This is a genomic window from Rhodovulum euryhalinum, assembly GCF_004342445.1.
Lineage (GTDB): Bacteria > Pseudomonadota > Alphaproteobacteria > Rhodobacterales > Rhodobacteraceae > Rhodovulum > Rhodovulum euryhalinum.
In genome coordinates this window covers 133,026-152,446 of record NZ_SLWW01000006.1, presented here as the reverse complement: position 1 = coordinate 152,446, position 19,421 = coordinate 133,026, and the positions used below count along the sequence as shown (strand labels likewise).

Genomic DNA, 19,421 nt, shown 5'->3' with positions numbered 1-19,421 from the left:
AAGACCATAAGGGGCGGCAAAAAGGGACGTTGGCGCAGCCTGCGGGCCAGAACGCGAAACGTCCGCCCGAAAACCCCGCCGATGCCCGCATACTGGCCTTTGGCCTGCCGCGCGGCCGGGAAACCCGCCCCGGCCGCGCGCCCCGATCACCGGCGCAGCGCGAAGAAATGGTCCGTCGGACCCTGCCCCTGCCCCACCGCCAATCCGCCCGCTGCGCGGATCGCAGCCAGCGTATAGGCCTTGGCCGCCCGTGCCGCGGCCAGCGGATCGCCCAGCGTGGCGAGATGCGTGGCCAGCGCCGCGGACAGGGTGCAGCCTGTCCCGTGGGTGTTTCGAGTCTGGACCCGCGGCGCATCCAGCCACACGCACCGGTCGGCTGAAAGGAACAGGTCGGGGCTGTCATCTTCGCCCAGATGCCCGCCCTTCAACAGAACCGTAGCGCAGCCCAGCGCCAGCAGCGCCCCGGCCTGCCGCTCCATCCCATCCCGCGTGCGCGCCTCGGGCTGGCCCAGCAGGTCGGCGGCCTCGGGCAGGTTCGGGGTGATGACCGTGGCAAGGGGCACAAGCGCCTCGCACAGCGCCGCCACCGCGTCCGCCGCCAACAGCCGGTCGCCCCCCTTGGCCACCATCACCGGGTCCAGCACCACCGGCACGCCGCGCGCCGCCAGCACGCCCGCCACCGCCCGCACGATCGCGGCCGAGCCCAGCATGCCGATCTTGACGGCGTCCACCCGGATATCTTCGAACACCGCCTCGACCTGCGCCGCGACAAGGCCCGGATCGACCGGTTCGGCGGCCTGCACCCCTTGGGTGTTCTGCACGGTCAGCCCGGTGATCGCCGCCATGCCATAGCCGCCATTCGCACCGATGGCCTTCAGATCGGCCTGGATGCCCGCCCCGCCCGAGGGGTCCGAACCGGCGATGGACAGGATGTTGGGGATCATGCGTGCCTCCATGCAAGGGCAAGTTCATGCGCGGCGGCCCCGGGATCGGGCGCCGCGGCGATGGTCGAGACGACGGCGATGCCCGCGCAGCCCGCGGCCTTCAGCGCGGAAATGTCCGCCGCGCCCACCCCGCCGATGGCGACCGCAGGCACCGCGGCGGCGGCCACGATCCGGGCAAGCCCGTCCAGCCCCAGCGGCGTGGCGTGGTCGGGCTTGGTAGCGGTCGCACGCACCGGGCCCACTCCCAGGTAGTCGACGATCCCCGGCGGCACGGCCGCAAGCTGTGCTTCGGTCTCGATGGACAGGCCAAGGATCGCGTCCGGTCCCAGCGCGGCGCGCATCCGGGCCGGGTCGCCATCGGACTGGCCGATATGCAGCCCGTCCGCCCCGGCCGCCAGCGCCACCGGCAGCCGGTCGTTGACGATCAGCGGCACGCCCAGCGGTGCAAGCTGCGCCTTGAGGCGCCGGGCCTGCGCGATCATCGCCGCATCGCTTGCGCACTTGTCGCGCAGTTGCACCGCCGTCGCCCCACCGCGCGCGGCGGCCAGAACCAGTGCGTCCGACACCCCGTCCGGCGTCACGAAATAGACCGACAGCGTCATGCCGGTTCCACCCGTGCCCCGGCGGCCAGATCCTCGGGCGTGATCGCCGCCAGCGCATCGAGCAGTGCCACCTGGAAACTGCCCGGTCCGGCGGCGACGGCGCCCGCGCGTTCCCCCGCCAGGCCGAAATAGGCAAGCGCGGCCACCGTCGCCTGGGCCCGATCCACGGCCCCAGCCAGGAACGCGCCCACAAGGCCCGTCAGCGAACAGCCCAGCGCCGTCACCCGCGGCATCGTCGGGTGGCCGTTCGCCACGCGCCAGCCGCGCGGTCCGTCCGTCACGAAATCCACCGGGCCGGTGACGGCGACCACCGCGCCGGTGCGTTGGGCCAACGCCCGCGCGGCATCTTCGGCGGCGGCGACCGGATCGGCGCTGTCCGCTCCCTTGCCCCGCGCCGCCATCCCGGCAAGCGCCAGAATCTCCGACGCATTTCCCCGGATCGCCGCGGGGGCGTGGTCCAGCAGGCGTGCCACCGCCGCGCGCCGGAACGCGGTGGCACCCACGGCGACCGGATCCAGCACCCAGGGAATCCCTGCCTCCCGCGCGGCACGGGCCGAGGCCTGCATCCCCTCGACCCAGGGCGCGCTTGGCGTTCCGATGTTGATGGTCAGCGCCGCGGCCAGCGGCGTGAACTCGGCCGCCTCCTCGACCGCATGCAGCATCGCGGGCGAGGCCCCGGCCGCCAGCAGCACATTCGCCATGACGTTCATCGCGACGTAGTTGGTGATGTTGTGCACAAGCGGGGCGCGGCGGCGCATCTCGCTCAGGTGGCTTCCCCAGTCGGGCATCTCGTTCTCCTTGCGCGGGCGGGGGAGGGACGGACACGCGAGACGCCCTTCGGGCCCTCGGGGTGCGACTTCCTCCGCCAGCATGATCTGGTTCAGGTTCAAAGGGTGCTTCTCAGCCCGGAAACCCCGGACGCCCCTGTCACGGGACAAGGGAAGCACGTTCGGCGCGGAAACGAAAGCCCCCCTTGCGGGCCCGCGGACGCCTCGCCGGCGCCCGCAGTGTCGCCGGCAGAGACGGCTAGAACGGAAAGGTCAGGCCCAGCCGCAGCGACCGCGTCGCATAGTCGCCGTTCCGTTCGACAAAGGCGCCGATCGTATAGCTTCCCCCGCCGCGGATCGCCCCGGAAAGACCCAGGCCGAAGACCGCCGTGTTCGCCCTGGGATAGCGGTCGGGGATACCGGCAAGCTGGTCGGAGAACAGGGTATAGGCATTGCCCGGCGCGAACCCCGTCACCAGCGCCGAGGGTCGTTGCGGCGGCCGGTCGGCGAAATCGTGGACGATGGCGGCAAAGGCCCAGGGCGTCAGCCGATGCCCTTGTCCCAGGCGCAGCTCGCCGGTGGCGTCGATTCCATAGAAAACGCTGCGGCTTACCCGGGTTTCCCGGTCCAATAGCGTCGCCTGCAGCGTATGGGCCTCTTGCGTCAGCGCCAGCACCTGCCCCCCGGCGAAATGGCCGATGCTCAGCCCGGGCCGGTCCAGAAGCGGTGCATAGGCCCGGACATGCGCCTCGACCGCGTGACCGTCCCAGCGGTCGAGATTGCCGATGAACTCATTGCGAAACCGCAGACGCGCGATGCTGCCGCCCACCTGCAGCACGCGCCCGTCCCGAAGCTGGAACAGGTCGGCCCCCAGCCCCAGACTGCGGATGTCGAGATCCTGGAAGATGCGCTGGTATTCGACATCCGTCCGCCCCGAGTCGAGCCGGAACAGCAATCGCCGATCCGCGCGCGGGCGCGTCAGAAGGGCAATCCCCCCACCCCCGAGCCGCCCGTCCGCGTCCGTAGCAAGGCCCGTGTTCCGCGATGCCATCTCGGCAACATGGGGCTGCAGGACCAGCGCGCGGTCCTGCCCCGCGGGCAGGTCGTGCAGACCCAGCGCCGGCCCCGCAAGCCAGGCGGGCTCGGCCCGGGCGGGCGGCGCAATGGACAGGCCAAGCGTGACGGCAAGGGCAAGGGCGGCGCGGCGCATGGGCTGTCCTTTCCGGGTGAACCGGGGGGCGGCGAATTCCTTGACTTGCCCCCGGGTAACCGTATCCTTGGGTCAGGGTGTCGCGCAAATGCTCGTCCCGCAAGGGATTTGCGACATCGAGCGCACAACGACACGCCCGTCAGGGGCGGAAAGCGTGTGTTTCCCGGTCGCCTCGGTTCCACAGCAACGACATGATGTCCGGGCGCCCGTCGGCTGCGTTCAAACGGCATCGACGGGAGGGCGGGGTGAAGCTTGATGTCGCCTTCTGGGACCGGCAGGCCCCAAACTCGTACACCTACCTGCTGACGCCGGGGGGCACGGTGCCCGCCCAGGGTCGCTGGTTCGGGGTCTTCCTGCATACGCCTGCACCGCAGGACACCGCGCGTCTGGCCTATCTGTCCCACATCCTGCAGACCCTGCAGAACCCGATGCTCTACCATTCGCTGAGCTTCCTCTTCGTCGAGGCGGGCGGCACCGGCGGGCGCGACATCGCCGGTCTGGGCGCGGCGCTGCTGGCCCGGGGCTGGGGTCCGGACGGGACGGCAGGGTTTCACTGGTTGCCAGACGCCGCGACGCTGGCGAGCACCGCCTCGCTGCCGATGATCCCGCTCGTCGACCGGCGCAGGGCGCGCTACGGCGTCCTGCTGGACGCACCCGAAACCCGTCCCCTCGTTGTGCTGGACGAGGGGGCACAGGCCGCCTCGGTCCGGCTGGCGGGGCCACGGGGCAAGGCGATCATGGTCGAGGCGACTGCCGCGGACGATGGCTTCTCCCTCACCTGCGAGGGGGCCGTGGGGCTGGTGCGGGCCACAGGCCGGGGCAGCCCGGGCGCCCCGTTCTTCGCGACGACGACCACCGGCGCCGCCATCGAAATCCCCGCCGCGGGCCCCTGGGCGGGCTGTCTTCAGGCCGATGGGGCGCTCGCGACACCGGTTTCGGAGCTTGTGCTCGGGCTGCGCTATGAACTGACCGCACCCGGCGCGCCGGAACTGTCGGGCCCGCTGGCCTGCCCGGCCATGACCGCACCCGACGGGCTTGCCGGGCAGGCCGCACGGCTTTCGCTGTCACCGGGCGACCCGCTCGACCCAGCGCGCAGCGCACTGACGCTTGATCCCGGCGGGCCGGGTTTCGTCTCGGCCTTCCGCACGCGGACGGGAACGCCGATCGCCCTGGCCCCGGCCCCGGACGAACCCGGCCGCCTGGTCTTCAACCGCGGCAACGGCGCCGTGCGCTACCTCACGCTCGACGGCAGCTTTGCCGCCAGCCTGCCCGGCGGCGCGGAGGCGGGCGAGTTCCTGTGCGGCCTCTCGGGCGTCGAATACGTCGCCTTTCGCGCGGGCGACCGGTTCGTGTTCTCGGCCGGACGACCGGCCACGGCAGGCGTGACGCTTGCGCAGGGGGCCCCGGCCTTCGAGACGGATGCGGACGGTGCCGCCACGACGGCCTGGATGACGATCCGCGACGCACAGGGCACCGCGTCCCGCGCCTATGTCGCCGCGCCCGACCACGCGCCCTTCTTCGCCGCCGCCCCCGGGGGACCGGATCCGATGCAACTGGGCTTCCTGCCGCTTGGCCGGATCGCGCTGGCGCCGGGGGATGCCGCGCCGTTCTTCCCCGTCCTGCCCTATGCGGCGATGACAGCGACCGGCACTCCGGCAGAGACCATCTGCGCCTTCGAGTTCAGCTATCTCAACCCGCTCCGCCGCGCGGCAATCGCCAAGGCCGCCGCCGCGCAGGACGGCGCGGCAGAGGCCGGCACGACCCATGCGCTCACACCCCAGGGCCACAAGGCGACCTTCCGGGACGGCCGGTGGATCGCGCTGGACATCGCCGCGATGTCCGGGCCCGGCACCGATGTGGCGATCCGGTTCGAGGCCCCCGACGGCGAGGCGCTGCCCGGCCCGCTGCAGGATGCGTTCCTGACCAACCAGCAGTTCCTTGTCATCACCAGGGACAACGGCAATCTCGGCCGCTTCCGCCCCCGGATCACGATGAGCGGCTGGCGCTTCGACCTCGATCTGTCCCAGAACACGGCGGCCGGCAGCTATCGCAACGTGCTGATCTTCAAGGCCGCAAACGCGTCCCTCGCGCAGCTTGCGGCCCAGCCCCGGCTATGGACCGGCGTGGCCGCCTTCACCGCCGACGACGACCCCGAGGGGGCCTATCTGTCGGCCTGGCTGACCGCCTATCTGGACGAGGCGCGCCGGCTTTACGACGGCGGGCGCGGTGTCGCGGCCCTGGGGGCGTTCTGCCGCCTGATCGACGATCCGGACTGGAACGGCGTGCTTGCGCTGAATGTTTCGGTCGATCCCGGCAACCTCGCCCCCGAGATCGAGGCGCTGCTGGCCGGCGTCGACCAGAGCCTTTTTGCCGCGCACCATATCGGCAACCGCGTGAACCACGTGGCGCCCGCCGCGGATGGCGACCTGAGGATCGCAAGCTCGGTCTTCGGGCTGATCCATTACACCGACCCGGCCGATACCTCCGGACGGGGCGAGATCGCCTATCTGGCCACCCCGGACGACTATGATTTCCGGGTGCTGACGCTGGAGGCCGTATTCGAGAATGCCGCGCTTGCGCATTTCTCGAACAGATCGCTGCTGGTCGCGAACCGGCTGTTCGGCGACCGGGTGCTGGACAAGGCGCCCGAGGGCCAAGAGGCGCGAAATGCGCTGACGCTGATCGGCACCTACCGGCAGACCGACGGCGTGCCAAGCTACACCTTCGCCACCGCGCCGGGCACGGCGGGTACGTTCCTGCTTGGGGGCAACGCGCTGTCCGCCGTGACGGTGACCCGCACCACGATGTCGGTCAGCCCCGAGACGGCAGGGGCAGGCGGGGCGGGCGGCGGCTACGTGGCGCGGTTCGGGCTGTGGGGACATCTCGGTTTCCGCGAGAGGCCGGATTTCGACCTTCTGTCTTTCGAGCGGCTGGGCTTCGGGAACCTCGCGCTCGAGATGCGCCTCGCGCCCGTGGCGGCACAGGCGCCCGGGCAGGGCACTGACTTTGCCCGCAGTTTTTCCTTTCGGACCGGCGGGATGGTGTTCGGGGATGCCCCGCTCAGGCAGATTGGCCAGGGCGAGACCCCGCCCCCGGGAACCGAGGCGAACCTGGTGCGCGCGGGCTCGCTGCTGACGGCCTTTCCACTGAAGGTGAAGGGCCTTGTCGGCGGCAATGCCGCGACCCCGCCGGATAGCCTCGGCTACCGGGTGCTGACCACGACCGAACCGGCCGGCTTCCGGCCCGCCGATCTGTCGGGGGGCGACTGGCACGGGCTTGCCTTCGAGATGACGCTGGGCGCCAAGGGCGCGCTGGCGGGCAAGGCGGTGATCGCGGCGGACCTGGTACTGGCGTGGCGGCCCGGGGGCGCGGACGGGCCGGACATCGCACCACTGTTCCGGCTGTCGGGGCCCGAAGGGATATCGCTCGCCTTCGACATCGAGGGGGTGGTGCGCTTTGGCGCCCGGGACGTGGCGCTGAACCGGATCAGGCGCATCGCGGATTCGCCCGCACCCGACATGTTCGTGATGATCTTCGAAAGCATCGGGCTGTCGGTGCTGACGCTGTCCTTCCCGCCCGCGGGCACGACGAATGTCTATCTGATGGGCGGGCTCGGCGCGGACAAGAAGGGCGGTGAGGTGACCCCGACGCTGGGCTGGATCGGCGGCTACAAGGCGCGGGAGGCCAAGTCGTGACAGGAACGCTGGCCGACCGGATCAAGACGGCGGTGCGCCTCGGGAAGGCGCTGACACTCGATTACGACGTGCTGATCAAGGAGGCGACGAACCCCAAGGCGCCGATCGCCGAGGTCGAGGTCCGGCTGGCGCTGGGGCTGACGTCGATCTACCGGATCGCGGGAATCCTGCAGGGGGCGGACGTACTGCGACTGTTGCCGCAGGGGCTGCTGCCCCCTCCGGGCGCGGCACCCGAGGTGGATTTCGTCACGCTCGAGTCGGTGCGGATCCTGCTCGATACAAAGGCGAAAACCGTTGCGCGGGTCGTCTGTGTCCTCGGCTTCGGCAAGCGGACCGACAAGGGATACCAGGGCCTGCCCTGGAGGGTCGCGCGGATCGGCGCGGCGGACCTGACGCTTGCCATGCTCGGGCTCGATGTCGGGCTCGACAAGCCCGACACGCCGGACCAACGCCTTGCCGCCGCATCGACCGGCCACCTTACCCTTGCCGAGATCGACCTCAGGGCAGAGGGCAGCTATCCCGAGCGGCGGATCGAGATCTCCCAGACCGCGGGAACCAGCCTGACCTTTGCCCGGTTCCTCGGCCATTTCGGGCTGGAGGCTGGCGACGCACTGGGCAGCCTTTCCATGAAGGGTCTGGATTTCGTGGTCGAGATTCCGACGAAATCAGGTTCGGTCCGCGCCGACCTGATGACCGCCAGCGGTGATCCCCTGCCGCTGATCTCCGATCACGGGGGCAAGGCGATCCTGGGACTTGAGGCAGCCAAGCTGTCACTGGCCTATTCCGCGGCGAAGACCGACCTCAAGCTGGCGGGGCGGCTGGTCGCGATGGAAGCACTGATCTTCGACATCTCGGCCGAATACCACGCCGAGGAGAAGAAAAAGAAGGCGAAGGCGGCCGAGAGCGCCGCCAGATGGATTTTCGCGGGCTCCATCGACGTTCCGGCGACGTGGAAACGGCTCCACCCCGGCGCGACACCGCCCGAGAAACCGGTGATCGGCATCGCCGAACTGGCCGAAGCCATCGTCCCCGGCGCAGGCGAGCGGCTGCCCTCTGCCCTCGGCCACCTTGCGCTGGGCGAACTTTCGGCGCGCTATACCCGCGAGGGCGACCACTCGACCGCCTACGAGATCAGGGGCCGATTCGACGGGACATGGGCCCTGACCGCCGATCTTCATGCCACGCTTTCGGTCGTCCTGACCGAGAAGCAAAAGACCTTCGCCGCCTTGGTCGACATGGAGGGGTTCCACTTCGAATTGTCGCTGGACCTGACCGAGGCAGAGCCCAAGACGACCGGAGCCGGCGCGCCGGCGGGGACCACCTACACCATCACCGCCCGGATCGAGGCCGTGGTCGACCGGCAGCAGCTGAAGGTCACCGGCCGCTATGACGGCAAGAGCCGGATCGCCCTGAAATTCGAGACCGAGGTGAACCTTGCGATGATGGTGGCGTGGTTCGTCGGGTCCGCGACCGGGCAGCGCTTCTACGTGGTCCCCGAGCCTTGGGACGACATTCTTCGGGCCATCGGGCTGCCCAGCGACGTGGACTTCTCGATCGACACCGAGACCCGCGAAGTCAGGATCACGCTGGGTGGCATCGGCTTCGGCTTTCTGGCCTTCAGGATCGACAGCGTCACGCTGGTCTACCGGCCGCAGGATGTCGGCGAGGCCAAGAGCGGCATCACCCTCGAGATCGGCGGCCGCTTGCCGGGCGGCCAGTCCCTGGCCTGGGATCCCGCGACCGAGACACCGCCCGAGATCCCCGGCAAGGGCGGTGCGCTGGTCGAGATCCGGACCGCCGCCGCGGGCCAGCATTTCGCGTTCGACAACGTGCCCGCAGGCATCGCCGAGGCGGTCGAGACCGTGGGCAAGTCGCTCGACGCCAAGGCCTGGACGGGCACCCCCGAACTGATGCATTTCGACGGCAATGCCGGATGGCTGTTTGCCGCGCATGCAAGGATACTGGGCCAGGCCGACCTGAAATTCGTCTTTGACGATCCCGATATCTACGGGGTTCTGATCACCGTCGGAAAGGGCAAGAACGACAAGCTCAACCTGCTCGACGGGCTCTACGCCGAGGTTCTCTATCGCAAGGTGACCGATGCGGTCGGGGTCTACGAAGGGACGCTGACGCTGCCGAAATCCGTCAGCAAGGTATCTCTCGGCGCCTTCGAGATGACGCTGCCCTCGTTCTATCTGGCGATCTACACCAACGGCGATTTCAGGATCGACGTGGGCTTCCCGGACAATCTCGACTTCTCGAAATCGCTCTCGCTGACGGTCGAGATCTACTCGGGTGCCGGCGGGTTCTATTACGCGCGGCTCGACGGAATCGACCCGGGTGGCTTGCCCGCCGTGCCGCCCGAACGGGGCATTTTCAGCCCGGTGACCGAGATCGGCCTCGGCCTTCAGATCGGCATCCGGAAGGGGTTCGCGAGCGGCCCCCTGACGGCGCAGTTCTCGGTGATGGTGCAGGGGCTTTTCCAGGGAACCTTCGCCACCTATCACGACTTCGAGACCGGCCGGACCGACGAGTTCCACGACATCCGCGCCACGGTTGCGGTGTTTGGCCAGCTTGTCGGCGCGATCGACTTCGCAATCATCAAGGCCCGGGTCGAGGTCCGGATCTTCGTCCGCGCCGACATGGCGATCGTCGCCCATCGCGCGACGGAAATCGCCTTCTCGGCCGGCGTTTCGGTGAAGGTGACGGTCATCATCAATCTCGGGCTGTTCAAGATCTCGATCCACCTCGGTTTCGACATGGTGGTGCATGGCGCGGCCCGGTTCGGCCAGGACAGCCGGGCACTGTGGGACGACACGGCGACAGTCATGCTGCTGGCCGCGTCGGGGCCACCACCTGCCCCGGTCTGGCAACCCGTTGCACCGCCGGGCGGGCCGGTGCCGCTGACGGTCTATGTCCTGCCGGCGCTGACGGCGGGCGCGGACTACACCGCGGAAGGTGCCGCGAACCGCTGGATCCATGTCGTCCAGCTTGCCCTCTCGAACCCCCAGGCTGCACCGGGCGCGGGCGCCACGCTGGCGAATGTGGCCGACACCTCTTACGCGGCGTTCCTGACGGGGCTGATGCGCTGGGGGCTTTTCGCCGCCTCTGGCCAGGCGCAGGCGGGCGGCGCACCCGCCGACCAGGCGCGCGTCGATGGAACGGCGGCCTCGCGCGGGCAGATCGCGGCGCTGATCGACGCGCTTGCGGGCGGGGCGCGGCCCGGGATCGACGATATCCGGGCGCTGTTCCGGGCAGGGTTCCAGACCCGCATCGTCAAGCCCGCGACGCCGGGCGCGGGCCAGACGCTGGGCGTGGGCTTCTTCCCGGCACTGCCGGGCATGAGTGTGTCGGTGAAGGTCGGCGATCGCCCCGAACTGGCATTGTCGCCGACGCCCCGGGCGGGCGAACCCATGGCGGGCACCCTGCCCGGCCGGGGGCTGGCGGTCGGGCGCGGCGCGGTGCCCGCGCCGCCGGTCGACGAGGTGCTGTCCGACTACATCACGCTTGCACTGCGCGCGGGCCTGCAAAAGGCGCATGACGCGCATGATCTGTTCCAGGACGGCCAGCCCGATCCCGACATCGCCACGATCCTCGCCCGGCTCGCGCCGGAGTTGGGCGGCCTCTCGGGGCTGACCTCGCGGTTCATGCTGCACGGCACGCGGCAGGTGGCGGCGGGGGCGGACGCGCCCTGGCCGCTCTACGCGCTGACCGGGCAGCAGGCCGTTCTTGCCGCCGGCGACATGGGCGCCGGGCGGCTGGATCTCGCGCTTGGCTTTCCGGCGGCGGACCAGGCGGCATGGGGGGCCACGCTCGATGGCGGTGGCGAGAGTATCGGCTTTTCCAGCACCGATCCCGAGCCGATGGTCAGGGCGCCCGCCGCCCTGCCCGCCACGCCCGACCTGACCGGGCCGCGGCCGACGCTCGCGCTGCGCCCCGCCTTCGATATCCGCCCGGTGCGCTTCGCGCTGGCGGCCGGTCTGGCCGCAGGGACGGGGCCGGAAACGCTCTGGCGGCTGCCACCCGGCCTGACCGGGATCGTCGGCCAGGGGGCGTCCCGCCGCTTCACGCTTTACACGACGGGCGACGACGGCCCCGATGCCAAGGGAACGCCGGTTCCGGACAGCGCATTCGCCTGGGCGCTTGCGCTGGATTTCCAGGTGGTGCGCATCCCGCTGCCGGGTGCCCAGAACCCTGACGCGCCGGAATTCCTGCAGAACACCTATGCGCTTGCCAGCGTGAACCAGAAGGGGCTGTCGCTGCTGCAACGGCTGATCGCCGATCTGTCGGCGGAAACACCCGCCGCCGCCGTCTCGGCCCTCATGCTCGGGCATCGCGGTGGCGACGGGGGTGGCACCGGCCTGGACCTGCAACAGATCGACTTTTCCGATACCTTCCTGGTTCAAAGCAATTTCTCGACCGAAACCCGCCCGCCGGTCCTGATGGCGCGGTTCGGGGCCGAGGCCGCGATGCCGCCCGACCCGGTGCAGGCGCTTGGCTTCCTCGGCAAGCTGTGGAGCGGCGGGGTGACCAATTCGGGCGGCTATTTCCTGTGCCATGCGGGCAAGGGTCAGGGGCTGCCGGACGCGCTGTTCCGCAGCGGCGGACGCGCCACGCTGACATTGGTGGTGGGGCTTGCCCACCGGCCGGGCGGCGGGGCGCCCATACCATCCTGTGCAAATGCACTTCTCGGGCACGCGCTGACCGCCGACGGCGCCTATTTCATCGCCTCGGATGACCTGACCGACGCCCATCCGCTGGCGATGCCGGGCCAACTGGCCATCGAACTGACGCGGGCGCGGCCAGCCGATCCCGCAGCCGACGATCCGGGCACCACGCTCGACCAGCTTTTCAACCTCTACGAGGGGCGTATCACGGCAATCGGTGGCACGCCCCCGCCGGACACCGGACAAAGCGTCTTTGGCCCACAGGAAACGGAAACCGAGACCGACGCGCTGGTCTACCGGCACAGCTTTCCACTGGTGCGCCACGCGGACAACCTGCATGCGGTGTCCGATGGCGGCGATCTGCCACCCGGGGACAATCCCTACGCCCATGTCGGGAAAGCGGTCGAAATCGGCCTGTCGCGGGTCGATCTCTTCGGCAATCTCTGGGCGGGCGGGAACGAGGGCGGGGCGCTGGCGACAGCCCATGACGACCCGCTGATTCCGCCGTCAACGCTGCCCTACCTCGCCTTCAGCCATGCCTTCGAGGGTGGCCCGCAGGCACCCCGGCTCGTCGTCACGCCGGTGCTGACCCCGCCGGTCTATGTGGCGGAATCGGCCTCGGACGAGTCGGCGAGGCAGCGCAAGTCCGCCGACCTCGCGGCCTATGCGGCGGCCTATTACCAGATCGCCGACATTGCCGGGCAGGCCCAGGTCGATGCCACGTTGACCACAAGCCTGCTGCCCGGCGCCGCCCTGCCGGTGGACGTGGCGGCGCTGGCCGCGGACCTGCTGACCGCCTACCGCACGATCCACGCCACTCCCATCGCCCCCACATTCCCCGCCACCCCGCCACCGGTCCAGCCGCTGACCCCGCTTTCGGCGCCGGTCGATCCGGGCGGCCTCGCCCCCGGGCTTGCGGTTCCGCTGAGCGTGCGCCTGACCATTGCCCGCCGTGGTCCCTTTGCGCCGGACGTTCCGGCCGACAGCCGGGTGCGGTCGGTCACGCTGGCCGTGCCGCCACGGATGGATGCCGCGCCCGGAGGCACTTCACCGCTGTCGCTCGACGCCTTCAAGGCGGGGTTCAAGGCCGCCTTTGGCGCCCATGACCGGGTGCTGGCCGCGGGCGCCGATCGCAACGCGACCGGGGGCGATGCCGGGCGCCAGCTTTGGGTGGTGCGCTACGGCAGAACGGGCCTTTCGCCCGAATTCGCAACCGCTCCCCCGCCCTGCTTTGCGCCGCGCCCGTTGTCCAACCGGCTGGTGTCGCGCGACGTTCTCGTACCCACGCTGGCCGAGGACGGCACGCTTTCGGACAGCCCGGGACAACGGATTACCGTCTGCGACCTGGACCTCGACACCGCCATGCGCCGGCTGCTGGATGCAATCGACGCGATGTTCGCGCCGCAGCGCGCGATCCCCGCCGCGCTGGTGAACCGCGCAGCGCTGAACCGGCTTGCCGAGGCCAAGAAGGCCATCGTCGAAAAGCTGGTGCATTTCGTGACCGAGATCCGGCTTGACGGTGCCAGGACGCCCCCCGCCGGCGCCGCGGCGCTGGCCGCGGCGCAGGACCGGTATCGGCAGGAATGTCTGATCGAGATGGGCAATTTCTACGAGATGGTATCGGTCGCGGTGCTGGAGGTGACGACCGCGGTGGGCGGCGTGGCCAATCCCGAGCCGATGAACCTTTTCGGCCAGACCATGCCAGGACCGGGCCGAACCGGGGCCCCCTCGACCGCGCCCAGCTATGCCCTGACGGCGGGCAAGGCAGCGGTTTCGCCTGCGGGCAGCCCGATGGCCATCGGGCTGTTCGCCCGCAACAAGACGCAGCAAAGCACCTACGTGGCCGACCTGACCTTCAGCCTGACGGCGATCGAACACGAACTGTCCGAGGTCCGGATCGGCGACACGGCGTTCACCAGCGGCGGCTGGCTCGGCTTTCTCGACCCGCCCGCACCGCTGTCCGTCGGCCGGGTCGAAATCCCGATCCCGCTGCGCGCCTTCCCGATTCCGCCCGATCTCGTCGCGCAGCAGGCCCTTCCCCGGTTCGGGGCGAAACCCGGCGCAATGAGCGCAGCCGAGGCGCTGGCGCGCGCCCGCTCGTGGGTCCTGGAGGGCATCTATCGCCACCCCTTCGTGGCGCAGGACCGGGTCGAACTCGAGGTCACGGTGAACAGCGGCGCGGCCGGCGCAATGCTGCTGGCCGTGGCCCCCGACGTGATCGACGCGCTGATCGCCCTTGACGCGCTTCTGCCCGGCCTGCAGGCGCTGTTCACGCGCGAGGGGCTGGATGCGATCCGCAGCCCCGACCGGGCGGACAACCCGGTGCTGCGCGCCGCGCTCGACAGTCTCGCCGACCTTGCCGGGGCCGTCGTCGGGGCAAGCTGGACGCCGATCACAGCCGAGAGTGCCGCCCTCGCCGCCGGGACAGGGCTTGTCGAGCGCCGCCGCCGTTTCACGATAGAAGACGGCGTGCAGGCGCGCGGCCAGCCCTGGGCCACGCGGGTCGGCATCACCGGCCATGGGCGCGACGATCTCGACATTGTCCCCGCCATCGGAATCGACGGCTACGAGACGCGGGTCCGCGCCCATGACGCGACCTCGGTGACCTACGATTTCGTCGACAGTGCGACCGGCCAGCCGCTGACCGAAGAGGTCGCCCACACGCTTGCCGAGCGCCGGGTCCGGGTCGAACCCGCCGGCACGGGCGCGCCCTTCGGTACGGCGCTGAACGTCATCGACCGGCAGAATGGCACGATGGCGATGCAGATCGTCCGCAACGCGTCTTTCCAGGAGCCATTCCGCTACACCACCGACTGGGTGCGCTATCCCGCGCCGGTCGCGCCCGTGCTGGACATCGCCGAGACCATCGACATTGGCGGCCTTGCCGGCCCACCCGGCAAGCCCCGGCCGCTTTCGGCGCATCTGGCCGCGCTTTACGCCGCCCTGGTCGCCGGCAGCGGCACCGGCGAGACCTTGCCCGGGCGGTTGCAGATGGAGGTCAGCTTTGCCTACCCGGTGACGGCGACGGGCCCGGCGACACAGGCGTTGGTACCGGTGCGGCTGCCGGTCTTGTTGCGGCTGCCGACCGAAGTCACGCTGGGCGCGCCAGACGCCAAACCGCCCGCCTTCCTTGGCGAAATCGCCGACGGGATCGCGGGCTGGTTGACGGCAAACGGTCTGACCCCGGCGGATCACGCCGCGCTTTGGGCAACGGCGTCGCTGGGCCTTGATGTTTCGCTCTTCGCCGGGGATGCACCGACCGGGGCGCCGATCCTGCGCCTGCGGGATCTTCGCCTTGGCTGCCCGGCGATCGCCCTGGCCTGACGCCACCCCAGGGACGGGGCGTATGGCGTGCAGCACGGGTCTTCCGGCGGGCGGCCAGGACATGTAAGAGGCCGTTGAAACCCGTGTTTGCGAGGGCCTGACATGCGCCTTGACCGGTTCACAGACGCCGGATGCACCACCCCGGCGGCGGCGCGCGCGTGATGGGGGGCTGGGGCGAACTCTCTCTGGCCTTCGCGGCGTTCCTGGCCTCGCACGCGATCCCGGCGCGCCCGGCGGTCAAGGCGCGGCTGCACCGGGCGCTGGGGCGTCGGGGCTATCTTGCGGCCTATGTCACGCTGTCCCTTGCCATGCTGACCTGGCTGATCGTCGCCGCGGGTCGTGCACCCTTCGTTCCCCTGCTGCCCTGGGGGGCGTGGCAGGCGTGGGTGCCGAACCTCGTCATGCCGCTGGCCTGTCTGCTGATCGCCTATGGCACCGCCGTGCCGAACCCGCTCAGCTTCGGTGGCGCCGGAAACGCGCGGTTCGACCCCGAGCGCCCGGGCATCGCCGGGGTTACGCGCCACCCGCTGCTCTGGGCGCTTGGGCTCTGGTCGGCGGCGCACGCGGTGGCGAATCCCGACCTTGCCCATGTGCTGCTGTTCGGCGGTTTCGCAGGCTTCGCCGCCCTGGGCACCCGGATCATCGACCGGCGGAACCGCCGCCTGTCGGGCATGGCCGAATGGCAGCGGCTCGCCGCGCGGACCTCGAACCTGCCCTTTGCCGCAATGATCGCGGGCCGGTGGCGGCCGCGGGGCCGCCCCAGCCCTGTGCGGGCCCTGCTCGCCCTTGCCCTCTGGGGCGCGCTGGTCTGGGGCCACACCCCGGTGATCGGCGTCTCGCCGGTTCCCGCACCGTTCTGAGGCGCCGGGATTGCCCGAGGGATGGGGGATGCTCCGGGCCGTGAAGACCGATCAGCGCCCCCTGGCCGCGCATGGGATCACGTCGACCTTGTGCCGCGTCGTGTGGGTGCCCTCGGTCCTCAGCGATCCGCGCACCGGGGCCACATCGGCATAGTCACGCCCGACGGCGACCGTGACGTGATCGGTGCCCACGAGCAGATCGTTGGTCGGGTCGATCTCGATCCAGCCGGTTTCGGCCCCGCACCAGGCCCGCACCCAGGCATGCATCGCGTCCGCCCCTTCCAGCCGCGGCCGGCCGGGTGGCGGCTTGGTGCGCAGGAAGCCGCTGACATAGCCCGCGGGGATTCCGACCGCGCGCAGCGCCGCGATCATCACGTGGCTGATGTCCTGGCAGACGCCGCGGCGGGCCTCGAAGGCCTCGATCGGGCGGGTGGTGACCTCGGTCGCCTCGGGGTCGAACTCGAACCGTGCGTGCAGCGCCGTGGCGATGGCGCGGGTGGCAGCCAGCGCCGACATGCCGGGATCGACCAGATCCTCGGCGAAGGCGGCGATGGCGGGTTCGTGGCGAATACGCTCGGACTCGCCCAGGAAATGGTGCGGCACGGCCGGGCCGACGCTTCGGATCGCGGCGATCTCGTCACCGAGGCGGGCAAGGCCGGTCGAGAGGTCCAGTTCGGGCCAGCCCCCCCGCCGACGCACGCGGCCCGCAAAGCGGAAGGCGATTTCGGTCAGCGGACGGTCATGGGCGATCTCGGTCGTGGCGTTGCCGAAGAAATCGGTGCCGTCGCGGCGGAAATCTGGCTCCGGATCGGTCGAGACGAAGCCCGAGATCAGGTGCTGGTCGGGCGTCGTCAGCGGCAGCATCCTGAGCAGCGTCCGGCTGGACCCGGCGGGGGCCTTGTAGCTGTAGGTGATCTCGAGGCGGATGTCGTAGTCGATCGCCATGGCCCTAGCTCAGATAGCGCGCGGTCAGGGCGACCGAGATGTCGCGCACCTCGCTCTGGATTTCCCGAAGGCGGGCGGTGGTCATTTCCTCGGGGGCGGCCACCGACAGCGCGGTGTGTGCGACAAGGATGCGCCGCGCGATCTCCGACAGGGTGCCGCCCTCGCGTGCCTCTGTCAGCATCGCCTCCTGCTCGCGCAGGACGTCGAGCTGGAACAGCACCGCGCGCGGGTTGCCCGCGTCGAGCGCCAGCAGGTCGACCACGGTGTTGCAACTGGTGGCCATCGGATAGCGGCGGCGATGCGTCATCACGCTGTCGCCAAGCTCGACGGCGACATCCAGGCTGCCGGGCGGCGCGGCAGGGTCGGTAAAGATGGTCAGCGCCGACAGCATCTGGTCGGCCCGTTCCAGCGCCCGCCCCATGGTCAGGAAGCGCCAGCCGGAAAAGCGGAACATGTTGTCGTGGACAAGCCCCGCGAACCCGGCAAGCTTGCGCAGCAGTTCGGTCATGCGGCGCGCGGCCTCGTCGCCGGGACGCACGCGGTTGTACATGCCCCGCGCGGTAAAGGCGAGATCGGTCAGCGCGTGCCAGCCATCGGTCGAGAACCGGTCGCGGACCTTGCCCGCGCAGGTCAAGCCAGCGTCGAACAGGTCCAGCACCGCGGATGGCAGCGGCTCGTCCGGATCGACGTCAAAGCCCTGGAGATACTGCTCCAGACAGGACAACAGCGGCATCTCGCGATGGCCGACCTCTTCGAGGCGCAGGTGATAGGCCCTCAGGTCCCGGACCCGCGCCTCGGCCCGTTCGACATAGCGCCCCAGCCAGAAAAGGTTGTCCGCCGCGCGCGAGGGCAGCACCCCGGGCAGGCGCCGCACGAAGGGGCCGTCCGGTTGCGGGGCCAGGCTGTCGGGGGTGACCGGGCCTTCGCTGACGACCCAGACATCCGCGACCGACCCGCCGTTCTTCATCGCCAGCGCCGTGGGATCCCCGGTGCGCCCGATCCGTGCATAGCCGCCCGGCATCACCACCCAGCCACGCGGTGTGCGGGCGGCGAAGACCCGGATCAGCATCGGCCGCGGCACCAGTTCCCCCTCGATCATCGCAGGCGTGGTGGACAGCGTCACCGCTTCCTGCCCGACAAGGTTCGCGCCGTCGGCCTTGAGCCAGTCGCCGATCGGTTTCTGCGCCGAGCCCCTGAAATCGCCGCCCAGCGCGGTCGAGGAATCGACCTCGAACGGCAGGTCGGTCGACAGCGCCCGGCCGATCATCATCCGCTGGAGGTTTTCATAGACATAGGCCCGCTCGGCCGCCTGCCCGCACCACCAGGTCGCGATGTTCGGTATCTTCAGCCCCTCGCCCGTCAGCCGTTCGCAGATGCGCGGCAGAAAGGCCATCAGCGCACGCGCCTCGAGCACGCCCGAGCCCAGGCAGTTGAGCATGGTCAGTTCCCGCGCGCGCAGCGCCGCCACCATCCCCGGCGTGCCCAGCGCCGAGCTTTCGTCAAGTTCCAGCGGGTCGGCAAAGCGCGAGTCCAGCCGCCGCCACAGCACGCTCACGGGTTGCGGCCCGTTGATCGTGCGCACCGTCAGCTTGCCCCGCTCGACCTTCAGATCCTCACATTCCAGCAGCAGGAACCCGAGATAGCGCGCGATATAGGCATGCTCGAAATAGGTATCGGTATGCTGGCCCGGCGTCAGGATCGCCACCCGGCTCGACTCGTCGCCCCGAAGCCCGTTCATCGCGTCGCGGAAGGCCCGGAAAAAGCCCGCCAGCCGCCGGACATTGGCGGTGGGGAAGAGGTCCGGAAAGACCCGCGTCGTCGCCATCCGGTTTTCCAGCGCAAACCCCGAGCCCGACGGCGCCTGTGTCCTGTCGCCCAGCACCAGCCACGACCCGTCGGGCGAACGGCCCACCTCGAAGGCCAGGAAATGCAGGAAATGCCCCGAACGCGGCCGGATGCCCGCCAGGGGCCGCAGCCATTCGCGGTTGTGCGCGACAAGGTCGGCGGGCAACAGGCCGTCCGCCACCAGATCGCCCGGCCCGTAAAGATCGGCCATCACCCGTTCCAGCAGGTCCGCCCGCTGGACCAGCCCGCGGGACAGCTCCTCCCATTCCTCGGCGCAGATCATCACCGGGATATGGCTGAACGGCCAGTCTCGCAGGGCTGAACCGCCAGAGCCGTGCTGGCGGTAGTAGACACCCGCATCGTGCAGGTACTGGTCCCCCCGGGCAAACCGCTGGGTCAGATCCTCGGGATTCTGTTCCGCCAGCAACTCGATCAGCGGCTGCCAGACCGGCCGGACCGTACCATCGGGCTGCAACAGTTCGTCGGCCACGCCCGGGGGCGGACGATACCCCTGCAGCAGCGCGGTGGCCGGATCGGCCGGGATATGATCCGTCGAGGCCAT

General features: G+C 70.2%; 9 protein-coding genes and 1 riboswitch. Of the genes, 3 read left to right on the top strand and 6 right to left on the bottom strand.

The features are described 5' to 3' along the window. Positions 1-146: 146 nt before the first annotated feature. The 4 genes from thiD to EV655_RS09020 all read right to left on the bottom strand — a co-directional run bounded on the left by thiD (position 147) and on the right by EV655_RS09020 (position 3,523). The gene (thiD, locus tag EV655_RS09035; protein ID WP_132543988.1) at positions 147-944 is read right to left on the bottom strand and encodes a bifunctional hydroxymethylpyrimidine kinase/phosphomethylpyrimidine kinase; all 798 of its coding nucleotides are present in this window, start codon (positions 942-944) and stop codon (positions 147-149) included. Further along, entirely contained in the window at positions 941-1,546 is a 606-nt protein-coding gene (thiE, locus tag EV655_RS09030) for a thiamine phosphate synthase (protein ID WP_132543986.1), read from the bottom strand. Before thiE ends, thiD begins: the two co-directional genes overlap by 4 nt. After that, positions 1,543-2,334, bottom strand: a complete 792-nt coding sequence (thiM, locus tag EV655_RS09025; protein WP_132543984.1) for a hydroxyethylthiazole kinase — start codon at positions 2,332-2,334, stop codon at positions 1,543-1,545. Before thiM ends, thiE begins: the two co-directional genes overlap by 4 nt. Positions 2,335-2,386: 52 nt before the next feature. Next, positions 2,387-2,482: riboswitch (TPP riboswitch) on the bottom strand. Between the two features lie 90 nt (positions 2,483-2,572). Then, a complete protein-coding gene (locus tag EV655_RS09020) occupies positions 2,573-3,523 on the bottom strand; it encodes an autotransporter outer membrane beta-barrel domain-containing protein (protein ID WP_132543982.1) in 951 nt (316 codons plus the stop codon). 245 nt (positions 3,524-3,768) lie between these two features. On the opposite strand from EV655_RS09020, the gene EV655_RS09015 reads away from it, so the two are divergent. From EV655_RS09015 to EV655_RS09005, 3 genes are all read left to right on the top strand, one after another. Beyond that, positions 3,769-7,218, top strand: a complete 3,450-nt coding sequence (locus EV655_RS09015) for a hypothetical protein (RefSeq protein ID WP_132543980.1) — start codon at positions 3,769-3,771, stop codon at positions 7,216-7,218. Continuing rightward, positions 7,215-15,209 (top strand): hypothetical protein, encoded by a 7,995-nt coding sequence (locus EV655_RS09010; RefSeq protein ID WP_132543978.1) that lies wholly within the window; start codon positions 7,215-7,217, stop codon positions 15,207-15,209. The genes EV655_RS09015 and EV655_RS09010 overlap by 4 nt, the downstream gene beginning before the upstream one ends. A gap of 131 nt (positions 15,210-15,340) precedes the next feature. After that, entirely contained in the window at positions 15,341-16,069 is a 729-nt protein-coding gene (locus EV655_RS09005; protein WP_243645038.1) for an NnrU family protein, read from the top strand. Between the two features lie 51 nt (positions 16,070-16,120). Here EV655_RS09005 and EV655_RS09000 read toward each other — a convergent pair whose 3' ends face one another. Together EV655_RS09000 and EV655_RS08995 are read right to left on the bottom strand one after the other, a co-directional pair. Further along, entirely contained in the window at positions 16,121-17,014 is an 894-nt protein-coding gene (locus EV655_RS09000) for a transglutaminase family protein (RefSeq protein ID WP_132543976.1), read from the bottom strand. Between the two features lie 4 nt (positions 17,015-17,018). Next, entirely contained in the window at positions 17,019-19,421 is a 2,403-nt protein-coding gene (locus EV655_RS08995) for a circularly permuted type 2 ATP-grasp protein (protein WP_132543974.1), read from the bottom strand.

Excerpts from the sequence above, each read along its gene's own strand:
- thiD (WP_132543988.1), bottom strand. The coding sequence starts at position 944 with ATGATCCCCAACATCCTGTCCATCGCCGGTTCGGACCCCTCGGGCGGG.
- EV655_RS09000 (WP_132543976.1), bottom strand. The coding sequence starts at position 17,014 with ATGGCGATCGACTACGACATCCGCCTCGAGATCACCTACAGCTACAAG.
- EV655_RS09020 (WP_132543982.1), bottom strand. The coding sequence starts at position 3,523 with ATGCGCCGCGCCGCCCTTGCCCTTGCCGTCACGCTTGGCCTGTCCATT.
- EV655_RS08995 (WP_132543974.1), bottom strand. The coding sequence starts at position 19,421 with ATGGCCTCGACGGATCATATCCCGGCCGATCCGGCCACCGCGCTGCTG.
- thiE (WP_132543986.1), bottom strand. The coding sequence starts at position 1,546 with ATGACGCTGTCGGTCTATTTCGTGACGCCGGACGGGGTGTCGGACGCA.
- thiM (WP_132543984.1), bottom strand. The coding sequence starts at position 2,334 with ATGCCCGACTGGGGAAGCCACCTGAGCGAGATGCGCCGCCGCGCCCCG.
- EV655_RS09005 (WP_243645038.1), top strand. The coding sequence starts at position 15,341 with ATGCACCACCCCGGCGGCGGCGCGCGCGTGATGGGGGGCTGGGGCGAA.